Origin of the sequence: Luteimonas abyssi, from assembly GCF_001482195.1 — a bacterium.
Classification (GTDB): Bacteria; Pseudomonadota; Gammaproteobacteria; order Xanthomonadales; family Xanthomonadaceae; genus Luteimonas; species Luteimonas abyssi.
This window is the reverse complement of the sequence record NZ_KQ759763.1, coordinates 1,372,139-1,388,629: the sequence shown is the minus strand read 5'-3', so window position 1 is coordinate 1,388,629 and position 16,491 is coordinate 1,372,139. Positions and strand designations below refer to the sequence as shown.

General features: G+C 60.9%; 15 protein-coding genes. 7 read left to right on the top strand and 8 right to left on the bottom strand.

Features of this window, described 5'->3' with window-relative positions; all coding sequences use genetic code 11:
• Window positions 1–151: 151 nt before the first annotated feature.
• Window positions 152–817, bottom strand: a complete 666-nt coding sequence (locus RG19_RS05685) for an XAC0095 family protein (RefSeq protein WP_157515175.1) — start codon at window positions 815–817, stop codon at window positions 152–154.
• Between the two features lie 427 nt (window positions 818–1,244).
• On the opposite strand from RG19_RS05685, the gene RG19_RS18000 reads away from it, so the two are divergent.
• The gene (locus tag RG19_RS18000) at window positions 1,245–1,817 is read left to right on the top strand and encodes a YajG family lipoprotein (RefSeq protein WP_058836434.1); all 573 of its coding nucleotides are present in this window, start codon (window positions 1,245–1,247) and stop codon (window positions 1,815–1,817) included.
• A gap of 83 nt (window positions 1,818–1,900) precedes the next feature.
• On the opposite strand, the gene RG19_RS17535 is transcribed toward RG19_RS18000, so the two are convergent.
• Complete coding sequence (locus tag RG19_RS17535) at window positions 1,901–2,182, bottom strand: hypothetical protein (protein WP_157515174.1); 282 nt, start codon at window positions 2,180–2,182, stop codon at window positions 1,901–1,903.
• Between the two features lie 764 nt (window positions 2,183–2,946).
• Here RG19_RS17535 and RG19_RS05675 point away from each other — a divergent pair.
• A complete protein-coding gene (locus RG19_RS05675) occupies window positions 2,947–3,837 on the top strand; it encodes a nuclease-related domain-containing protein (RefSeq protein WP_058834427.1) in 891 nt (296 codons plus the stop codon).
• A gap of 294 nt (window positions 3,838–4,131) precedes the next feature.
• Here RG19_RS05675 and RG19_RS05670 read toward each other — a convergent pair whose 3' ends face one another.
• Both RG19_RS05670 and RG19_RS05665 read right to left on the bottom strand, forming a co-directional pair.
• Entirely contained in the window at window positions 4,132–4,458 is a 327-nt protein-coding gene (locus RG19_RS05670; RefSeq protein ID WP_058834426.1) for a hypothetical protein, read from the bottom strand.
• Between the two features lie 45 nt (window positions 4,459–4,503).
• Window positions 4,504–4,887 carry a helix-turn-helix domain-containing protein gene (locus RG19_RS05665; protein ID WP_058834425.1) on the bottom strand — a complete coding sequence of 128 codons (384 nt, stop codon included), beginning with the start codon at window positions 4,885–4,887 and terminating at the stop codon, window positions 4,504–4,506.
• 414 nt (window positions 4,888–5,301) lie between these two features.
• Between RG19_RS05665 and RG19_RS05660 the strand changes: the two genes are divergently transcribed.
• The 5 genes from RG19_RS05660 (at window position 5,302) to RG19_RS05645 (ending at window position 9,922) form a co-directional block, all read left to right on the top strand.
• The gene (locus tag RG19_RS05660; RefSeq protein WP_058834424.1) at window positions 5,302–5,670 is read left to right on the top strand and encodes a PAAR domain-containing protein; all 369 of its coding nucleotides are present in this window, start codon (window positions 5,302–5,304) and stop codon (window positions 5,668–5,670) included.
• The gene (locus tag RG19_RS05655) at window positions 5,667–7,523 is read left to right on the top strand and encodes a PAAR domain-containing protein (RefSeq protein ID WP_058834423.1); all 1,857 of its coding nucleotides are present in this window, start codon (window positions 5,667–5,669) and stop codon (window positions 7,521–7,523) included. The genes RG19_RS05660 and RG19_RS05655 overlap by 4 nt, the downstream gene beginning before the upstream one ends.
• Window positions 7,520–8,173: a DUF2931 family protein gene (locus RG19_RS05650; protein ID WP_058834422.1), complete on the top strand. Its 654-nt coding sequence runs from the start codon at window positions 7,520–7,522 to the stop codon at window positions 8,171–8,173. The genes RG19_RS05655 and RG19_RS05650 overlap by 4 nt, the downstream gene beginning before the upstream one ends.
• Before the next feature lie 34 nt (window positions 8,174–8,207).
• A complete protein-coding gene (locus RG19_RS17155) occupies window positions 8,208–8,867 on the top strand; it encodes a DUF2931 family protein (protein ID WP_162267054.1) in 660 nt (219 codons plus the stop codon).
• Between the two features lie 311 nt (window positions 8,868–9,178).
• Window positions 9,179–9,922 carry a hypothetical protein gene (locus RG19_RS05645; RefSeq protein WP_157515172.1) on the top strand — a complete coding sequence of 248 codons (744 nt, stop codon included), beginning with the start codon at window positions 9,179–9,181 and terminating at the stop codon, window positions 9,920–9,922.
• A gap of 311 nt (window positions 9,923–10,233) precedes the next feature.
• Here the strand turns inward: RG19_RS05645 and RG19_RS05640 are convergent, their stop codons facing one another.
• From RG19_RS05640 to RG19_RS17530, 4 genes are all read right to left on the bottom strand, one after another.
• Entirely contained in the window at window positions 10,234–11,058 is an 825-nt protein-coding gene (locus RG19_RS05640; protein ID WP_162267053.1) for a hypothetical protein, read from the bottom strand.
• 102 nt (window positions 11,059–11,160) lie between these two features.
• A complete protein-coding gene (locus RG19_RS05635; protein WP_238376680.1) occupies window positions 11,161–12,093 on the bottom strand; it encodes a restriction endonuclease in 933 nt (310 codons plus the stop codon).
• Between the two features lie 227 nt (window positions 12,094–12,320).
• Window positions 12,321–13,661, bottom strand: coding sequence for a phospholipase D-like domain-containing protein (locus tag RG19_RS05630; RefSeq protein WP_058834418.1), 1,341 nt, complete (start codon window positions 13,659–13,661; stop codon window positions 12,321–12,323).
• Between the two features lie 512 nt (window positions 13,662–14,173).
• A complete protein-coding gene (locus tag RG19_RS17530) occupies window positions 14,174–15,652 on the bottom strand; it encodes a P-loop NTPase family protein (RefSeq protein ID WP_157515170.1) in 1,479 nt (492 codons plus the stop codon).
• Window positions 15,653–16,491: the final 839 nt, after the last annotated feature.

The following is a 16,491-nucleotide window of genomic DNA, read 5'->3' as shown; positions in this document are numbered from 1 at the left end:
GGTCAGTCGGCACAGCAACGACGCCTCAGGACAGCGACAGATCAGGCCATGCCCGAGCGATGCACAGGCAGAGCGTCAGCCCAAAAAACGTCGCTTCGACGAAGGACGCCACCCGCAGCACATGCAAACACGGCTGTGGGTGGCGTCGGGCTCAGTGCAGACCAGCGCCGGGGTTGACCTGCGGCGCGGCGGCCACGGCGTGCACGTTGTAGAGCGGCGGCGTCTCGCGCACGCGCCGGGCCTTGCTACGCGCGTCGTCATCGTCGCGGGCCTGCGATTCGACCTCGTCGATGATGGTGCGCACGGCATCCGCGCCGTCGAAGACCGCCGAGCCGGTGACGACGATGGTGTCCTTGGCGACATCGCCGTCGCCGGTGGCCATCATCAGATCGCCTTGGGCGCGCAGCAGGTCGAGCAGGCGGTGCAGTTCGTCCAGCTGGTCCATGGTCATGCCGAAGACGTAGTCATCGTCAGCGGAGGCCGCCGCCGGCGACGTGTCGGCATCGGTCTCATCCGCGTCTTCGGCCTCGTCGCCGTCGGCCTGCTGCCCCACCCTCACCGGCGTGCCCCTCGGCTGCAGGCGTGCCGGCCAGGACACCGTATCGAGCACCTGCTGCACCTGCTCGGCCAGCAGCTCCAGGCAGCCGGCCAGTGCGGGGGCCTCGATCTCGGGGCCGTCCTCTTCCTCGTCCACGCGTGGCTCCGCCAGGCGCGACAGGAACTCGATGTGCTGGTGCAGCTTGCGCAGCCGGGACTGGCCGTCCTCGCTCAGGAAATAGCCCAGTGCGCCGCGATCTTCCGTCTCGAACGTCGACATCGTCGTGTCCTCCATTCCATGAAGTGCCCGTCCGCCAGACGGAGGACGGGAAGTCGGGAGGTTCGAAACCGCACACAGCCGGCGGGCGTATTTCCCCGAAGGGTCTTGTATTAGCCGCCCTCCCGACGCAGGGATCGCGTCGGTCCATGCCCGAAAGCAAACGCACGGGCACAAAAAACCCACCAGATTGACGGAGGTGGGTACCGCTGTGTGAGGAGTTTCGACGCTCCTTGGGGTCGAGTCTGCTACGGGGAGTGCTGGGCGGTCAAGGTAACAATCGGCTGGACAGGTGTAGGAATTTTCTGAATTCGCGAAATGGGAGGGAGCGGTCCTCATCGCCTCTCAACTTCCTTTCGAGCGAGCCGATAAGGCGGGGCAGCCTTTCAGGCTGCCCACATCGCCCAGGATGGGCATACAGGGGAACTCCATGAAGACGATGTTTTTGGCCGCAGTCCTCGTACTGGGCTTGGCGGGATGTGCATCCAATCCACCACTCAATTTTTCCGTGCCCAACGTTGGCGTCACCGCGCAGAAAGTCGATGCCGACATGCGCTCACTGACGGTCTCACTCGCTCGACCGGATGAAGCCAAGGGCAAGATCCCTGCGGCCGCTCAGCATGAAGTTCCTCAAATGTGGGAGTCGGCCCTGACAGAAGCCCTCAATCGGATGGCTGTTTTCAGTGACAACTCCAATCGTAAGGTCAGCCTCAGCGTCAAGGTTCTTGAGCTCGATGTTCCCGCGTTCGGCGCATCGATGACCACCCAGACGACGGCTCGCTACGAGATCATCGATCGAGAGTCAGGCTCGATCATCTACACACAAGACATCAGCGCATCTGGCGTAGTGCCCGCGAGCTATGCATTCGCTGGGATGATCCGCGCCCGCGAGTCGATCAACCGATCGGTCCAGAACAACATTGCACAGTTTCTTCAGGCGCTTGAAACGATCGATGTGACGAGGCCGATGTTTCCCAACGGTCGTCCGGAGGCCGCGCCGTGAGAGGGCTGGTCGTTGCCCTCGGACTCGCAGCGGGTCTTGCTGCCTGCACACCGAACATCCGACCCGATAGCTACTCGGTCGGATCAGTTGGTCAGGTCAACCGCTCGGTGGAAGGTGTCGTCGTGAGCGCGCGATCGGTCGCAATCGATGGAAGCCGAGGCGGCGGCTCTATTGCTGGCGGCGCGGCAGGCGCTGTCGCAGGCTCCCAGATCGGCGGCAACGATGCCGTCGGCGCCGTTGGAGCTATCGGCGGCCTGGTGATCGGCTCGATCGCAGGTGCTGCGGCCGAGCGTGGCGTGTCCGGCCAGAGCGGAATCGAGTACGTGGTCGAGACAAGTAACGGGAGTCTGATGACAGTCGTCCAAGGATCAGAGCCGGTGCTTGCGGCTGGACAGCGTGTTCTGGTGCTCTACGGGTCACCCGCCCGAGTGATCGCGGACCCGAGAAACTGACCTGATGACCGAGCAGGCTGTAAAAACGGGGTCAGTTTCACTTTTCGTGTAGGCCATCGTGTTCTTCATCGATGGGCAGGTCATTAATCGGGCGCCATGCTCGCCATGCATGGCGCCCTCCCGTCAACGGTAACGCTGGAGACGCGGTGATTTCCGAACGATGGTCGAAGTCAGGACTCAGCGCTTTACCGGCCCCCTGTCAGACGTGGTCAGCTTCGCTTTCATGACGCGCCAGTAATTCAACCGGCCAACCCTCTTCAGATTCCTCGATGCGCGCGCCGCGTGCGGACTAGCACACTGACCCGAGTGGCTCGCCTGCCCGCCTCAACCTAACTAAAGTTACGCAACACATCATGTAGCGCGGCAACAATCGGCCACTCTTTTTTTTCATTGCTGATAGTGACCGCCTGCGATATCTGCAGGCGCTGCAGGGAGAGCTATTGGTGACCGGCATGCCTCTGCATGCCTCTGTTCTGAGGGACAACCAAGGCAACGCCGCGGCTGGCGATACTGGGCAACTCATGCAGCGGCTCGGACACCAATACGTTTTTAATGCAGGCCACTTTCGCACCAGCACGCTCCGGGAGGGCCGCCACGAGTCGGTCTTGTCGCTAGCGAGCGTTACGTGCTGAAACCGCGCACCATGATGTCGCTGCATCAGCGCAAGGAGCACAGATATGAAATGGGAAATCTTCATCGGCCACGCAGTTTTCATCGCATCAACTGTGATCACGTTGATCATTCTCTTGGTGTTCAAGGCCGTCCGGACATCGCGCCAGCGACGATCACCATTACACGGGAAGCAAATCGGTCATCTGCCTGGGCAGCAGCTTCTACGACGCATCGACAAAGCGGACGAGGAGATCATGTACGGATACAACCTCATGACCCTCGCGCTGCCGATGCTCTTTCTGATCTGGGCGACGACGCAGATCGACTGGACGCAGTTTCGCTTCCGAACGCAAGAGGCACTCTTCCTTGCAGGATGGGTGCCTCTGTTTGGGTTCGGCTTCTGGCAGTACCAACGCCATCTCAAGCGAAAGGAGCAGGCACGGGATGGTCTGTTGGCCGAGCGTGTGACCGGCATACAGCTCAACCGGCTCACCGCGAAAGACTGCATTGTGATGCACGACCTGCCTTGCGGGAAATTCAACATCGACCACGTGGTGATCGCGCCCCGCGGCATCTTCGCTGTGGAGACCAAATCATTTCGCAAGCCGAGACACCTACCATCCCAGAACAAAGCAAAGCTCACCTTCGATGGCGAAACACTTCAATTCCCTGACTTTGTGACGCGTGCCCCAATCGAGCAGGCACGACGCCAGGCAAGCCACCTCGCCAACCTTCTGCGCGAAGCATTGGACGAGCCGGCTTCCGTCAAGCCCGCTGTTTCGCTGCCTGGATGGTATGTAGAGAAGACAGGAGCCGGGAAGAGTTCGGAGGTCTTTGTCTTCACGCCGATGGGCCGGGGCTGCGAGTGGTTCACCTACGGCGAGCCAGTCGTCTCTGTCGAGAAACGTAGGCTGATCGCACAGGCACTCGCATTGCGATATCCCGCCATCACCTGATGGCTCGAACTACGCGATCGAGACGGTGAGCCTCCCCGTCCACCACGCACGTGTACTCGCTGGTTGCAACAAGCTACGGTGGGTGCCGCGGGCTAGTCGCTCTTGGGTCAACATAAGGGAGCTGTCTTCCGCACCGCAGTGCGGACCTCCCGGTAGGTCGCCGTGACAGCCGGAAGGCAAGTCCCCAAGTGAGGTGAACTAGCCGGCTCTCTATCAGGCCTCGCGGTCGAGGGCGCGTCAAAGTGAACCTGACCCCGTTTTCCGACCCCGTTTTCCCCGAACCTGATTCCGTGTTTATGGCGCGCGGTCATCACCGCCCGTCACCCGGTCACGCAAACGCGTGAACTCCGCATTGAGCGCACGCGCGCGCGCCTGCAGCGCGTGCCATTGATCGGCAGGTGCCGACAGCGGCGGGGTCTCGGCCAGGCACGCGGCGGCCGCTTCGAGGAAGCGCGTGATGGTCTGCGTCTCTGCATCCGTCAGCGGCGCGACATGCCGCAGCAGCCACTGCGCCTCGGTGATGTTCAACGAGAGCATGTTGATGTCGACCAGCGCCGTCATGACCTCGGCAGTGACGGTGCGACGCGGCGGACGACGGCGTTGCCGAAGCCAGTGGCGCATCCTTGCCCACATGTGTGCGGTTCCTTGCGAACCCGGCCGTGCGTGCTATGGCCGGTGCGTGTCCAGCAGGCCTTCGAGCAGTGCCTTGCGCTGGCCGACGGGCATCGCCACCAAGGCCGCGACCGCCTCCGCCAGCCTTGTCTGCTGGGTGGCGCTTTCGGTGCCCAGCGCCAGGATGGCATCGGCCATGGCCGGGGTGTCGGCCAGCAGGTAGGCGGGGGGCACGTCCAGGGCCTGCGCCAGCGCGAACAGCGACTCGAGGCTGACCGTCATGGCCTCGCTCTCGTAGCGGCTGATCCGTGCCGATGCCGTGTCCTTGTCCAGTCCCATCCGGATTCCGACGTCCCGCTGGCTCAGGCCCCGCAGCTGGCGGATCTGGCGCAGGCGCGCCGCCACCACCGCCCGGGGAGCGGAGAGGGCGGAACTCACAGGCGGGCCGGTTGCGACGCGAACATGCAAACAGCATGACCCATGGGCTACGCCCGAGGTAGACTCTACGTGCTGCGTAAGTCAGGTGCAAGGCGGCGGACTTACGACAGCGGCGCTTACCGCCCGGAAAGTGCCGACGTGTAACGAACCAAGCAATACATCTTTTGATTGCATTTGATGACATCTTTCAATTGCATATCAAGTGGTGGAGCCGCGTGTCGCCCCCCACCCCCAGCCCACCCATAGAAGGTCCCGGACCCGCACGTTCTCCCTAATCAGGTTTTTCCTACTCCCGGTCGCGGTGTTGTCCGGAAGCCGAACACTGACTTGCCCGACGACACCGCACGCCCGGCCGGACCAGCCTGTCCCACGCATGCCGCACATCGACAAGGAATCTCAAGGAGAGAGGTCGACATGAAAGACGATGCACGCCCCCACCGGCCCCCGCAGCCCCGCCGGATCGTGCCGCTGGCGCAACAGGGCGCCCGCACCAACCTCGGCAGTACTGTCGCCACTGCGTCCAGCGGGATGCGCCACCACGACGTGCCGCTGGCCTGCGCTGGCGATACCGTCACCCACCCTCACCTGGGTGATGCCCGCATCCTCACCCGCCTGGATGCCCTCCAGGCCCACGGCCAGCCCGTCGCCTGCGCCGGCAGCCTCACCACGCGTCCAGGTGAGTACATCCTCGATCCCGGTCAGCACAGCGTCGTCGCCATCGAGTACGACGACGGCAGCGTCGCCCTCGCCACGCTCGGCGACGACGCAGGGACCGGCGCATGACCCGCCTGCTCCGGGGCGGCCCGATCCGCGTCGGCGACCGCACCAGCAGCGGCGGTCACGTCCTCGGGCCGGGCGATGCGTTCATGCCCATCGACGGTATTCCGGTGATCACCCGCGGCATGTCGGCGATCTGCTGCGGTGGGCAGCAGGTGTTCGTGGAGGGCTGCCTCAGCCGCAGCCTCAACGGCCGTGGGCTGGTGTTGCAGGGCCACAAGCTCAGCTGCGGCTGTCACGCCATCAGCAGCTGTCCGCTGACGATGCGCATCGAGGACACGCTGCCGCAGAGCTATCTCACGCCGGCTGGGCGCCGGGCCGAGGAGGCAGGCCACGAAGTGCCCACCCGCTTGCGCCCGGCCCAGTCGGACGACGCCATGGCGTTCGCTGACAGCACCGAGCCGATGCTCAACGCCGTCACCGTGCACCTCGGGCTGTTCTTCGACGGCACCAACAACAACGCCACCAATGCCGAGCTCGGCGCGCAATGCCGCGTGGACGTGCGCGACGAGGCGGATGCGGAGGCCTATCGGGACTTCTGCAAGTCCTACATGGGCAGTGGCAGTTACGAGGGGGCTGCGACGAATGTGGCGAAGTTGTACGACCTGTTTCGGGACAGCACGCAAACACTTCCCGAGGACGGTGCGAGTGAGTTCTTCATTCCGTTGTACATCGCCGGCATCGGTACAACAACGGGAGAACCCGACAGTACGATCCGGGGACAGGGCATGGGTAAAGGTGCTGCCGGTGTCAGAAGTCGCGCAGAGGAAACGCTGGACAAGACAGTGCGTGAAGCACTGGATCGATTCGCGCAGGACAACTCAGACACTCTGGTCGAGCGTGTCGTCTTCCACGTGTTCGGCTTCTCGCGCGGTGCAGCCGCCGCCCGGCACTTTGTGGCACTCGTGCACCAGCGCGGCATCGACCTGTGCGATCCGCTGGCCAACTGTGATGCCACCTATGTGCCGGGATTCCAGGCCAAACGCGATGTGCGCATTGCCTTCGTCGGCCTTTTCGACACAGTCGTCAATGTGGGACTGGATGCGGATACCGGCGATCCGCTCCGTGCCCGCACGCACGGGCTGGAGATGCAACTGCCCGAGGGCTGTGCCGACAAGGTGGTGCAACTATGTGCCCGGGACGAACACCGGGTGAACTTCCCGCTGACCCTGACCGGCCCGCCGCACACCGACATCCGCCTGCTGCCGGGTGCCCATGCCGATATCGGCGGCGGCTACCGGGACGAGGTGGTCGAGGAACTGATGATGATCCGACCCCTCTCCAGCGACGAACCGCTGGGACGTACGCCGGAACGTGCGCGCGCCTATCGGGAGGCCGACAGGCTCAAGACCCTGTGGCGTCCTTGGCTGGATCCATCATATCCGGAAGCGGAACTGCAGGTGGATGCCCGGGCGATCATCTACCGTCGCCGCGACCCACGAACAGGTAGCGTGGTGCCACAACCGCGGCAACGCACGTATGCCACGGTGCGGCTCAAGCGACGAGTGAGCGCGGCCTACACCCTGGTCTGCCTGCGGGTCATGCACGCCCTGGCGGAGGATGCGGGGGTGCCGTGGGAGCAGTCGCCTGACGACGTGCCTGCGCTGTCCTTGCCGGATGACCTCCAACCGATCAGCGACAAGCTCGTCGCGTATGCGCGCGGTGGTGGCCCCTTGTTGACCGCGGCCGAAGACGCGTTGCTCAAGCGCAAGTACCTGCATCTGTCCGCGCACTGGAACATCGATCTGCTGGAGGGGCTCGGCCCCGGCCCGCTGCCGTTCAACGCGTTGTACATCAGCCGGCCGACGGACGACTATGCACGCGTCAACTACGCCAACCTGGGAGGGCGTGCGGAATGAAGCGGCTATGGCTGGCTGTCCTGTTGCTGGTGATGTTGCCCGGCTGTGTCTCCGGAACAAGTACCGCAGTACGTGGATTGCCATATGACGCGTGGGCACTACGATTCATCGCACCGAACTACATGAGTGCATGGATCGAAGCTGCACGCGTCGAGGACATGGACGGTCGGGTCTTTCCGCGTTCCGGTAGCGGTACTGCGGGGATTTCCTATTCCGGAAGTGCCGCGGGCTGGCCCGCCACGCTCGGCGCCAGCCCGGGACGCTCGATCATCGGGGCCAGTCTCCCGGCCCGCATCCATGTCCGGTGGCAATCGTTGGTGGAGCCGCAGACCTACGAGGCGACGCTGGAGATTCCGGAGGAGGTGCGCGCGTTGATGCTGACGCAGGCCCCTTCGGTGCGCGATCCGAACCGGAGCAGCTATCGGGATCGGCTGGTGGTGGGTCTGGCACCCGGCGGTGCGATCAAGGTGTGGGTGAGTGGGACGCTGGGTAATCCGGTCGAAGTGATGTGTGCACAGGCCAGCGTGGTGGCAGGAGGACCCGACGGTGGCCGTTACGGTGGTCGCTACGTGACCTTGCCAGAACGGGCGCGCCCATATGTGGAGGCCCACCCGATCCCCTACGGCTCATGGACGTGCGGAGCCGATTGACGGCCCTTGTAGACGCCATCGGAGGGCGTGCGGAATGAAAAGTGTCTGGTTACTGCTGTTTGTCATGTTGATCGGATGCAGCGGTGCCACGGTGAGGTCTGGCGCATTGGAAGAGCCATGGCACCTCGGCTTCGGCGCGCCTGCCTACATGGAAACGTGGGTGGAGACCGCGAGCGTCATCGATGTCAAAGGGGGGCTGTATCCGAACGCGGGGAGCGGCACGGTGTCGCTTCGCTACTCGGGAGACCCATCGGGTTGGCCAGATCGACCGGGGCGTGGTGCAGGCCGGAACGTCACCGGCGCGGACCTGCCCGCCCGCATCTACGTGCGCTGGCAATCACTGGTCGAACCCCAGACCTACGAAGTGACGCTCGAGATTCCCGACGAGGTGCGACGCTTGATGCAGCAACGCGAGCCACAGCCGAGGTACTTGCCCGAACAGAAGCTGCAGTACCGCAATCAGCTGATTGTCGGACTAGCGCCTGGTGGTGCGGTCAAGGTTTGGAACAGTGGCGTGGGCCTTGAGCCAGTCGAAGTGATGTGTTCGCAGGCAAGTGTGGTGTCAGAAGGGCCAAGTCAGGGAAAAACTGGCGGTGCTTACGCATACTCAAGGGAAAAACTTGAGCCTGCCACGCAACACTATCTAAATGAACATCCAATTCCTTACGAGTCTTGGAAGTGCGGAAACGGTTGATCGACCACGCGCCTGTAATGACCCAGTGATTTCCTGCTCAAATTGGGTCGGCAGTCGACGACCTCGGTCAACACCACGTAGGCGATGCCAGCGTTCGCCACCATCCAGCCAAAAACGGCAGTAAGTGAGCCAACCTGACCCGTTATCCGGAACCAAAGCGAAGCCCTTCACCGGGGTTCGAGAAGCTCACCGCCCTTGGAAGTCGGAAAATTAGACCTGACCCCGCTACCGCCGTCTCCGGAACTGAGACTGCCGAGCGCTACTGTGACGGCATTCAAGGCCAAATCAGGGGGAGGCATATGGAAAGCACTGTGGAAGAGTCGAGTGGCGGGCGTCCGCCAAACCGCTCGTTGAGCGTCTGGGCTAGCCGTTTGACCTCGGTTATGGCATTGCTTATTGCCCTTGGCACCCTGGCCGGCATCTGCCTTCATTTGACCGGTCATATTGCCCACATCACCCAACTGCGCGGGCTGGGCGTGCCAAGCGATCTCTTCGGCCGCGGCGTGGAGTGGACCATGATCAATGGTTACTACGCGATCTACTACGAGAGCGCCAGGTTGCTGGACAACATGCCACTGACGCTTCTCGGGGTGATATGCCTCATGATCGCGCTAGTGATCTGGTTCTTTCGCCTGCCAGCACCAAAGCGGGCTCGATCACAATGGGTCGAGAAGATTCCGGCTTGGCTCAAGAATGCCGCTTCCGCCATACTCCTTTCCGCACTTTCGATGACCTTGGCATTCTACCTTTTTCTTTTGATCCTGCTTATCGCAATCATCCCAGCGCTCGTCGGTGAGAGCGCAGGAAAACAGTCAGCCGACAAGATGATTGACAGCTTTCGAACGGGAGAGCATTACCTCGACCCCGCAGAACTTTGGCGCGAGAACGAGTTGATGATTCGAGGTTATATCGTGGCCACTTCGACCGACCACGTTGCTATTTTCGACACTGAAAGTGAGCGCCTGAGGGTCGTCGAATTTCAGAATTTTGAAGTCAGAACACAGCCGCTGAGCTTTCCTAGAAACCAGGCTTCAAATAAAGCTGACAACAATTGAACTTCCCTTCGGCGTGACGATTCAGTTATTTCCTGCGCGTGGGCCACGTTGAGACGGAGATATCATAAGCATATTGATGTGCAAAAACGGGGGGCAGTTTCACTTTCTGTATAGGCCGCCGTGTGCGTCCCCGATAGACAGGTCATAAATCGGGCGCCATGCTCGCCACGCATGGCGCCCTCCCGCCAACAATAGCGCTGGGGACGCGGTGACTTCCGAACGATGGTCGAAGTCAGGACGCAGCGCTTTACCGGCTCCCTGCTTGCACATCGCCTAGCCAAAAGCGGCGGCAAGTGAAACCGCCCCCGTTATCACTGCTCGTGCAGCAAGGTCACTTGGCCGTTCTCCACCCGCCACGCACCCGCCTCGGTTGAGACCATCAGCGGAGTGCCGGCCCACAGGCTCCAGAACACATGCACCTCCGTCGGCGTGTCGTCCAGCAGGTGGGTGATCATCATCGCCACGTTACCGGGCGGGTTCTGCAGCTCGATGCACGAGCGCGTATACGGTCGCTGGGCGATCACCTGCCCGTTGTCGACCTCCACACGGTAACTGCCGCCGATCGGCACGACGTGGTGCCGCGTAGTGCCCGGCAGGATATAGACGTGGAAGCGCCCCGGATGCCCATCCACCGGCAGCACCACGGTGTTGTGCTGCCGGCTGCAGCCGCCGAAATCATCCGCGCTCTCGAGTGCCGCCAATGCCGACGCGCGCGCTTGCACGGCCGCTGCCAACGCACCGTCCAACACCAGCGGCGTGTCCATGACTTGCAGCGCGCCGGACACCTCGTCCGAATCGGGCACGTCGACCCGGTAGATCGCTTGGCCGGCGTCATCCAGGAAGTACACGGCCACCGCCGACCCCAGATCCTCGGTGATCCAACCCCGTACCCGCTTGTCGCGCCGGAAGGCGCGCTGCGCCTGGGCGAGATCGGTTGCCGTCGCAGCCGCCTGATCGAGGCGGTACATCGCCGCGCCTGTCGCGGCCACCGCGTCAAGACGCGGCGCATCCGCCGGCGCCAAGTCCTGGGCGCTCGCCGCCCCGCTCATCACCGCCAACATCACGCCGAAACACAGTGCCATGCAACGCTTCATCGACATCCATCCTGTGGATATAGGGACTAGAAGAATCGCCAAGTGCCGTCTGGCGCCTGGCGGATGGGAACAACACAAACGTCTGACACACCGGACGCAGCACGCGAAGGCACGAGCCGGTCAATCAAGCACCCACAACGAGCATCAGAACTCGGGTGTGGACGCCCGCAGCACCTCCATCGCGGCATCCGCCCTGCGCCGGGCCTCCTGTTGATCCGCGCTCGACGGCGTGCGTGATGCGCGTGCTTGGGCGCAGTGATCGATGAACGTGCCGGAGAAATGATCGATCACCTCCCGACAGTCGGCTCCCTCTGCCGCAATCGGCATTGCATGCGTTGCGACCGACATCGACGCCGGGGCCGACTGCATGGCCGCGGGCGCACCGCGGGCCTGCGACGGTGCGCCGGATGCAGGTGCTGTCGCTGCCGAGCGCGGCACGCCGAAATTCAGCCCCTCGATCAGCTGCTTGAACATGAAGAACCCGCCGGCCAGGACCGCCAACGAGAACAGCGCCTTCGCGGCCATCAGCCCGAGCGTGAGCTTGATGCCCCCGCCCCGCCCCCCGCGCGGCCCAGGAACCAGCCGGTCCATCGCCGTGTGCACCAGATGCTCGCCCACCCGTGTGGCGATGCGCTCACCTCTCGATAGCGCAGGCGCATCGGCCGGCAGATCCGACGATGCCGGCGGCTCGGGCAACGCCCCCAGCATCGCGCGCAACTCGTCGCCATCGATCAACCGCACATGGCCGTGTCGCGTGGCCGCCTCGATGGCGGCCTTGGTGAACTCCCCGCTCGTCACCAAGATCGCGCCGGTCGCCCGTGCGTTGATCATCAGCCCGATCAACTGGTTCACCTCGTTGTGCGGCACCTTGTACGCATTCCAGTGCTTGACCTGCACCAGCACGACCTCATCCCCACGCCGCAGTTCGAGATCCACGCCGCCATCGAACGCCGCGGACGTGCCGCCCGTGCCGACGTGATCGACCGCGTAGCCAGCATCGCGGTAATAGCTGGCGAGCAGATGCTCCAGCCGATCCCACCGCACCCCTGTCAGCGCATCGTCCCGACGATGCGCCACCCGCTTCAATCCCTGTCGCATGCCGTCCCCCTGACTGGCCTACGTCGCCGCTCGCGCGGCGTCATCCTAGATAAGTGAACCTGACCCCGTTATCTCTGGCACCCTACTCTTCCACGACGCCGCCTGTTTTTCCGGCGTGCGGAGAGGAGGCTCTCCGCATACGTCGTCGTGTCCGCTGGGACTTCGAGCCTGGCATAGACGCGCTCAGCACCCATTGCTACGCGGCGTCAGTACACTCGCACGTTGTAGCCGAGTGCCCGCAGCGCCTTGCTGGTACGGCCATTTCGCGGTCCGTACTTCTCGGGCCGTGCCCAGCCAGCAATCTCTGCGAGCTGATTCTTGCCTACGTGTGCAAAGGCACGGGCCTCAGTCGCATCGAACAGCCTAATGGGTAGATCCGCCACCGTACCGCCATCGATCACGTATCTAATTAGCTCGAAAAACGACTCCCCGCTCGCGTTACGTTGCTTCCAGAGCCAGTCTGCGAAGGCACGAATACGATCAACGCCATCGGCATCGGCGACATCGACATGCAGCTGGCTAAGGGTCATTCGCCGGATATGGTCTCTGCTGGAATGGTTCGCTTGAAGCAGTTCGTAAAGGTCGTCACTTGACATCAGATGATGGCGATCCTGATGCAGAATCCGGCGGATCGTAGGCGCGCGCTCATGACAGTTGATGTCTTCATCGGAGGGTGGTGACGGCAAGTCAGCCCACCATTCAAGTGCGGCCTTCGACGCGCCTTGAGGATCGCGAAAATTGGCACGATAGTGGTCCTCGAATGGATGCGCCGCACCTTCGGCGACTCTGTTGTAGTAGTACGCGTGAAGGAACTGATCCGCCTGCCAGCGCGACGGAACGTCCGCGTGCAGCCAAACCGGCCGATAGTGCGGCGCCTGTTCCGCGAGGCCATCGAGAATCGCTACGCCGCTCCTCCATTCCTTGACGAACTGATCTCTCTGGCGATTGATTACGTTCTGCCTGTCGCCCGCGAAGTCAGGACCGCTCCACTCCGGCACGCTCCTGCGCCTGCGCGCTTTCGCGTTAACTTCAGCGTCGTCCTTGCTGCGCTCGCGCTGGATTGCCTCCTGTTCCCGAATCACCTCCTCCGTCAGGTCGAACACTCGGTCATAGCCGTCCAGCGTGTCGAAGAACCTTTCCAGTTCGCCCATCTGCTGCCCCGCTTCGAGCTCACTTTCTGGAAGGAAAGCCCCTAGCTCGATGCTGGTCATCCAGGCGCGATCCGTCAGGTTCGCGGAGCCGATGTAGACCCCATAGCCCCGCCACCAGATCACCTTCGCGTGCAGGACATCCGGTACAAGCCTGCAGAAGACGTTCCTCGATGCACATGACAACAGGTGCCTAAGCAGTTTCGGTGCCACCGGAACCGTATGGTCATACCGCATCCAGATGTCGAGCCGCTTCCGCTTGTCCAAGCAGCTTTGCACTAGGGTCCTCTCGTCGTCACCGTAGGCGATCGCTGCCTTGACCCATTCGACTTCGTCGTTCGGGCCCGGCAAAACACTCCGCAGGTAGTTACGGTTCAACGCGTTCGCATACAGCTTCACGATGCAGGCTCCTTCCCCGGCGTCAGCAAACGATGTTAGTCGAGGGACCAGGCCGAGATGTTGGAGCCACCCGCGGCACGAAAGGGGGGCGAAACGGCGCCAACTGCAGTTTCCTACCTGCAACAGCAGCGCATCTGGGGGCGCGATCGTGGAAGCCGAAACCCGCCTCTTTGCAGGTACCCATCCCTCAACGCAGGCTAAGTGAACCTGGAACCGTTATTCGAAGCTGCACATCACGGCACGCCCACTGCAGCGAAGTTGCCGCGCCCTGGATGGAAGTCGTCGCACTTCCGCCGGTGTTCCGGGCGCTCTGGTAGAGCCGACCTCCTGGCGATAAGCGGCGAAGAGATGCCTCAGCCGGTATCGCCGCACCCTCGTCAGCGCATCGTCCCGGCGATGCGCCCCCCTGCTTCAATCCCTGTCGCATGCCGTCCCCCTGACTGGCCTACGTCGCCGCTCGCGCGGCGTCATCCTAGATAAGTGGACCTGACCCCGTTATCTTGGCTCGCATATCACATCCAGATCGCTTGATGGGCGACAAACTTGATTCTCTTAGCCATAACCTCTCCAACACTATAGAGCGACATCAGATCTTCTTCGCTAGCCTCAGCGAGTAGCCCGATAGTCTTATAGCCAGCCTTTTCAAGAACAGAAATTTTCTGCTCGCTTAATCCGTACGGATAAGCATTGGAGCGAAGCAAGTTATCTATACCCATACCAAGAACACCTAGATCGGCATTCTCTCTCACCTCAGGAACCACAACCTCTGAAAAATCTGAGCCCCCTCTGTGGAACTCCACATAGTCAGCCCCGCCCACCCAGTAATCAAAAAGCCCCTGAGTAATACGGGATCCGGGCACGCTCTCAAGAAGGCCACACAAATTCAATGAATAACGAGCTCCGCGACCTCCACTTTTCATTGCCATCGAAACATCACGCCTCGCAATAAAACCGGCGTATTCAAGAATTTCCAAGGCTTTTGAAAATTTTGAAACCACATCCCTATGAATTAGAGCGTAATTACTCTCCAACCCACCGCACTTTTCGAAAACGACCTCAGCAACATCGGTAGAAGCAACGAGCATGTCCTCGTAACCACCGAGCTTCGGCCGCAACTCGTCCAGAAGAGGCCAATAATAATTCGAAGAAAGTTCTTTCAGTACGCGCCCCAGTAAGGGCAAGCCAACTATCCTCTCATCGCTGACTCGCTCCACGGCGTTCATCGCGTAAACAAAACCCCGCATATTACCCAACACAGACTGCCCTACAAAGCCAAAGAAATCCTCTTGGCTCATAGATTTCGAGACTTTTACAACATTCACCACGCTAGGAAATCGAGCGCGAGCTACATCTGCAAATAACTCTTGAAATCCGGGATCCTCATCGCTACGAGCGACATCCACAACGGTAGCATCGTTATAAACATCGAAGCGCGCCCCAAACCTAGTCACACCTGGATAAATAGACGCCTTACAGGAAATTAGACTGGAAGAAAGTGTCCTGAAAAGATCAAAAAATTCTTGCAACGAAGCCTCTCGACCGATATGAGCCGCGTCGTCGAATAGTATTACAATGCGCTTGCCTATCGAAGACGCCAAATCATTAAGCGCCGTACGCACGGAGTGAGTGTCAGCCTCCGGAGAAAAATCGAATCCGAAGCGAGCACTGGCATTTGCCACACTTTCGATGAGAAGCGTTAAGAAAAACTTCTCGTAATCTGCACCTGTACTCCTCAGAAGGGGCAGGTGACGCAAACTAAGATAAACACCAAAAGCTGAATCATCCTCAACCTTTAACTTTCGATAAGCGGCGATCATCAACGCACTTTTTCCGCAACCTCGCCCCCCTCGAATCAATATTGGACCGTGCGCGACCAGTTTTCTTATGATTGCAAAATCATGCGCTGAAAATTTATGGTATGAGTCAAACAGCTCTGGAGGACAGTCCTCAGCAGCTAAAATCAACCCCCGCTCTTCGTCATAGCCGGCCAAAATTAACCTCCGCAAGATCCAATTGCGCTCGCATCAAATCCCCAACGGCAATTTCCGAACTGAGACATCCCGAGGAATGATCTAAGAAGTTAGAAACGTATACGATTAGCATAGAAATTTTGATCGACCTGATAGCATTATCAACAATTCCTGCATGATCACTTTCGGCCAATTTATCCATAAATTCAACATGCACAAGCTTCGAAAGACTTGAGTAGAGCTGAGCGCATTGCCCTCGAATGAATCTCCAAAGTGATTCGGGATCTTTCTCTCTCAAATCCCTAATCCAAGGGCCCGAATTTTGACGGGCAGCATCCGCAGATCTACTTATTGCATCAGCAAACGCCAAGCTTAGCCAAGGACTGTCGAGCAAACCTCTCGAATATGCGTCTAGGCCTTTCAGAGACGACCATTGAGGTCTGTCCCCGCCATCCTTCGTAATGACATCCCGCCCCCATTCGATGGCAAGGAGTGAGCGACGACCCGGATCGTACTGACCATCAGCTTGAGCTTTGCGTAGTGCCAGAACGCGAAAAGGATCCAGCCTACTCAACGCGGCAGCGGCGGAAGTTTCCAAAAGAGTACGCGACAAGTACGAAACCATATAATATCGCGACCTGTCCCGACTATCGATTATGTTAAATATCTCGGACAAGGACCGGCCATAAACTTCGGCCAAGTGCGTGCGAATGGAATACAAGGAACCGTATCCCTCCGCACCTCGAACTAAACGCACAGCCGCCTTAACCCCGCCACCCCGGCTGCGCTTCAAGGCGGCGCGCCTTTGATAAATCCTTCCCCGATGAACTCTCACACTATTGAAACCGCGCATTCCACCT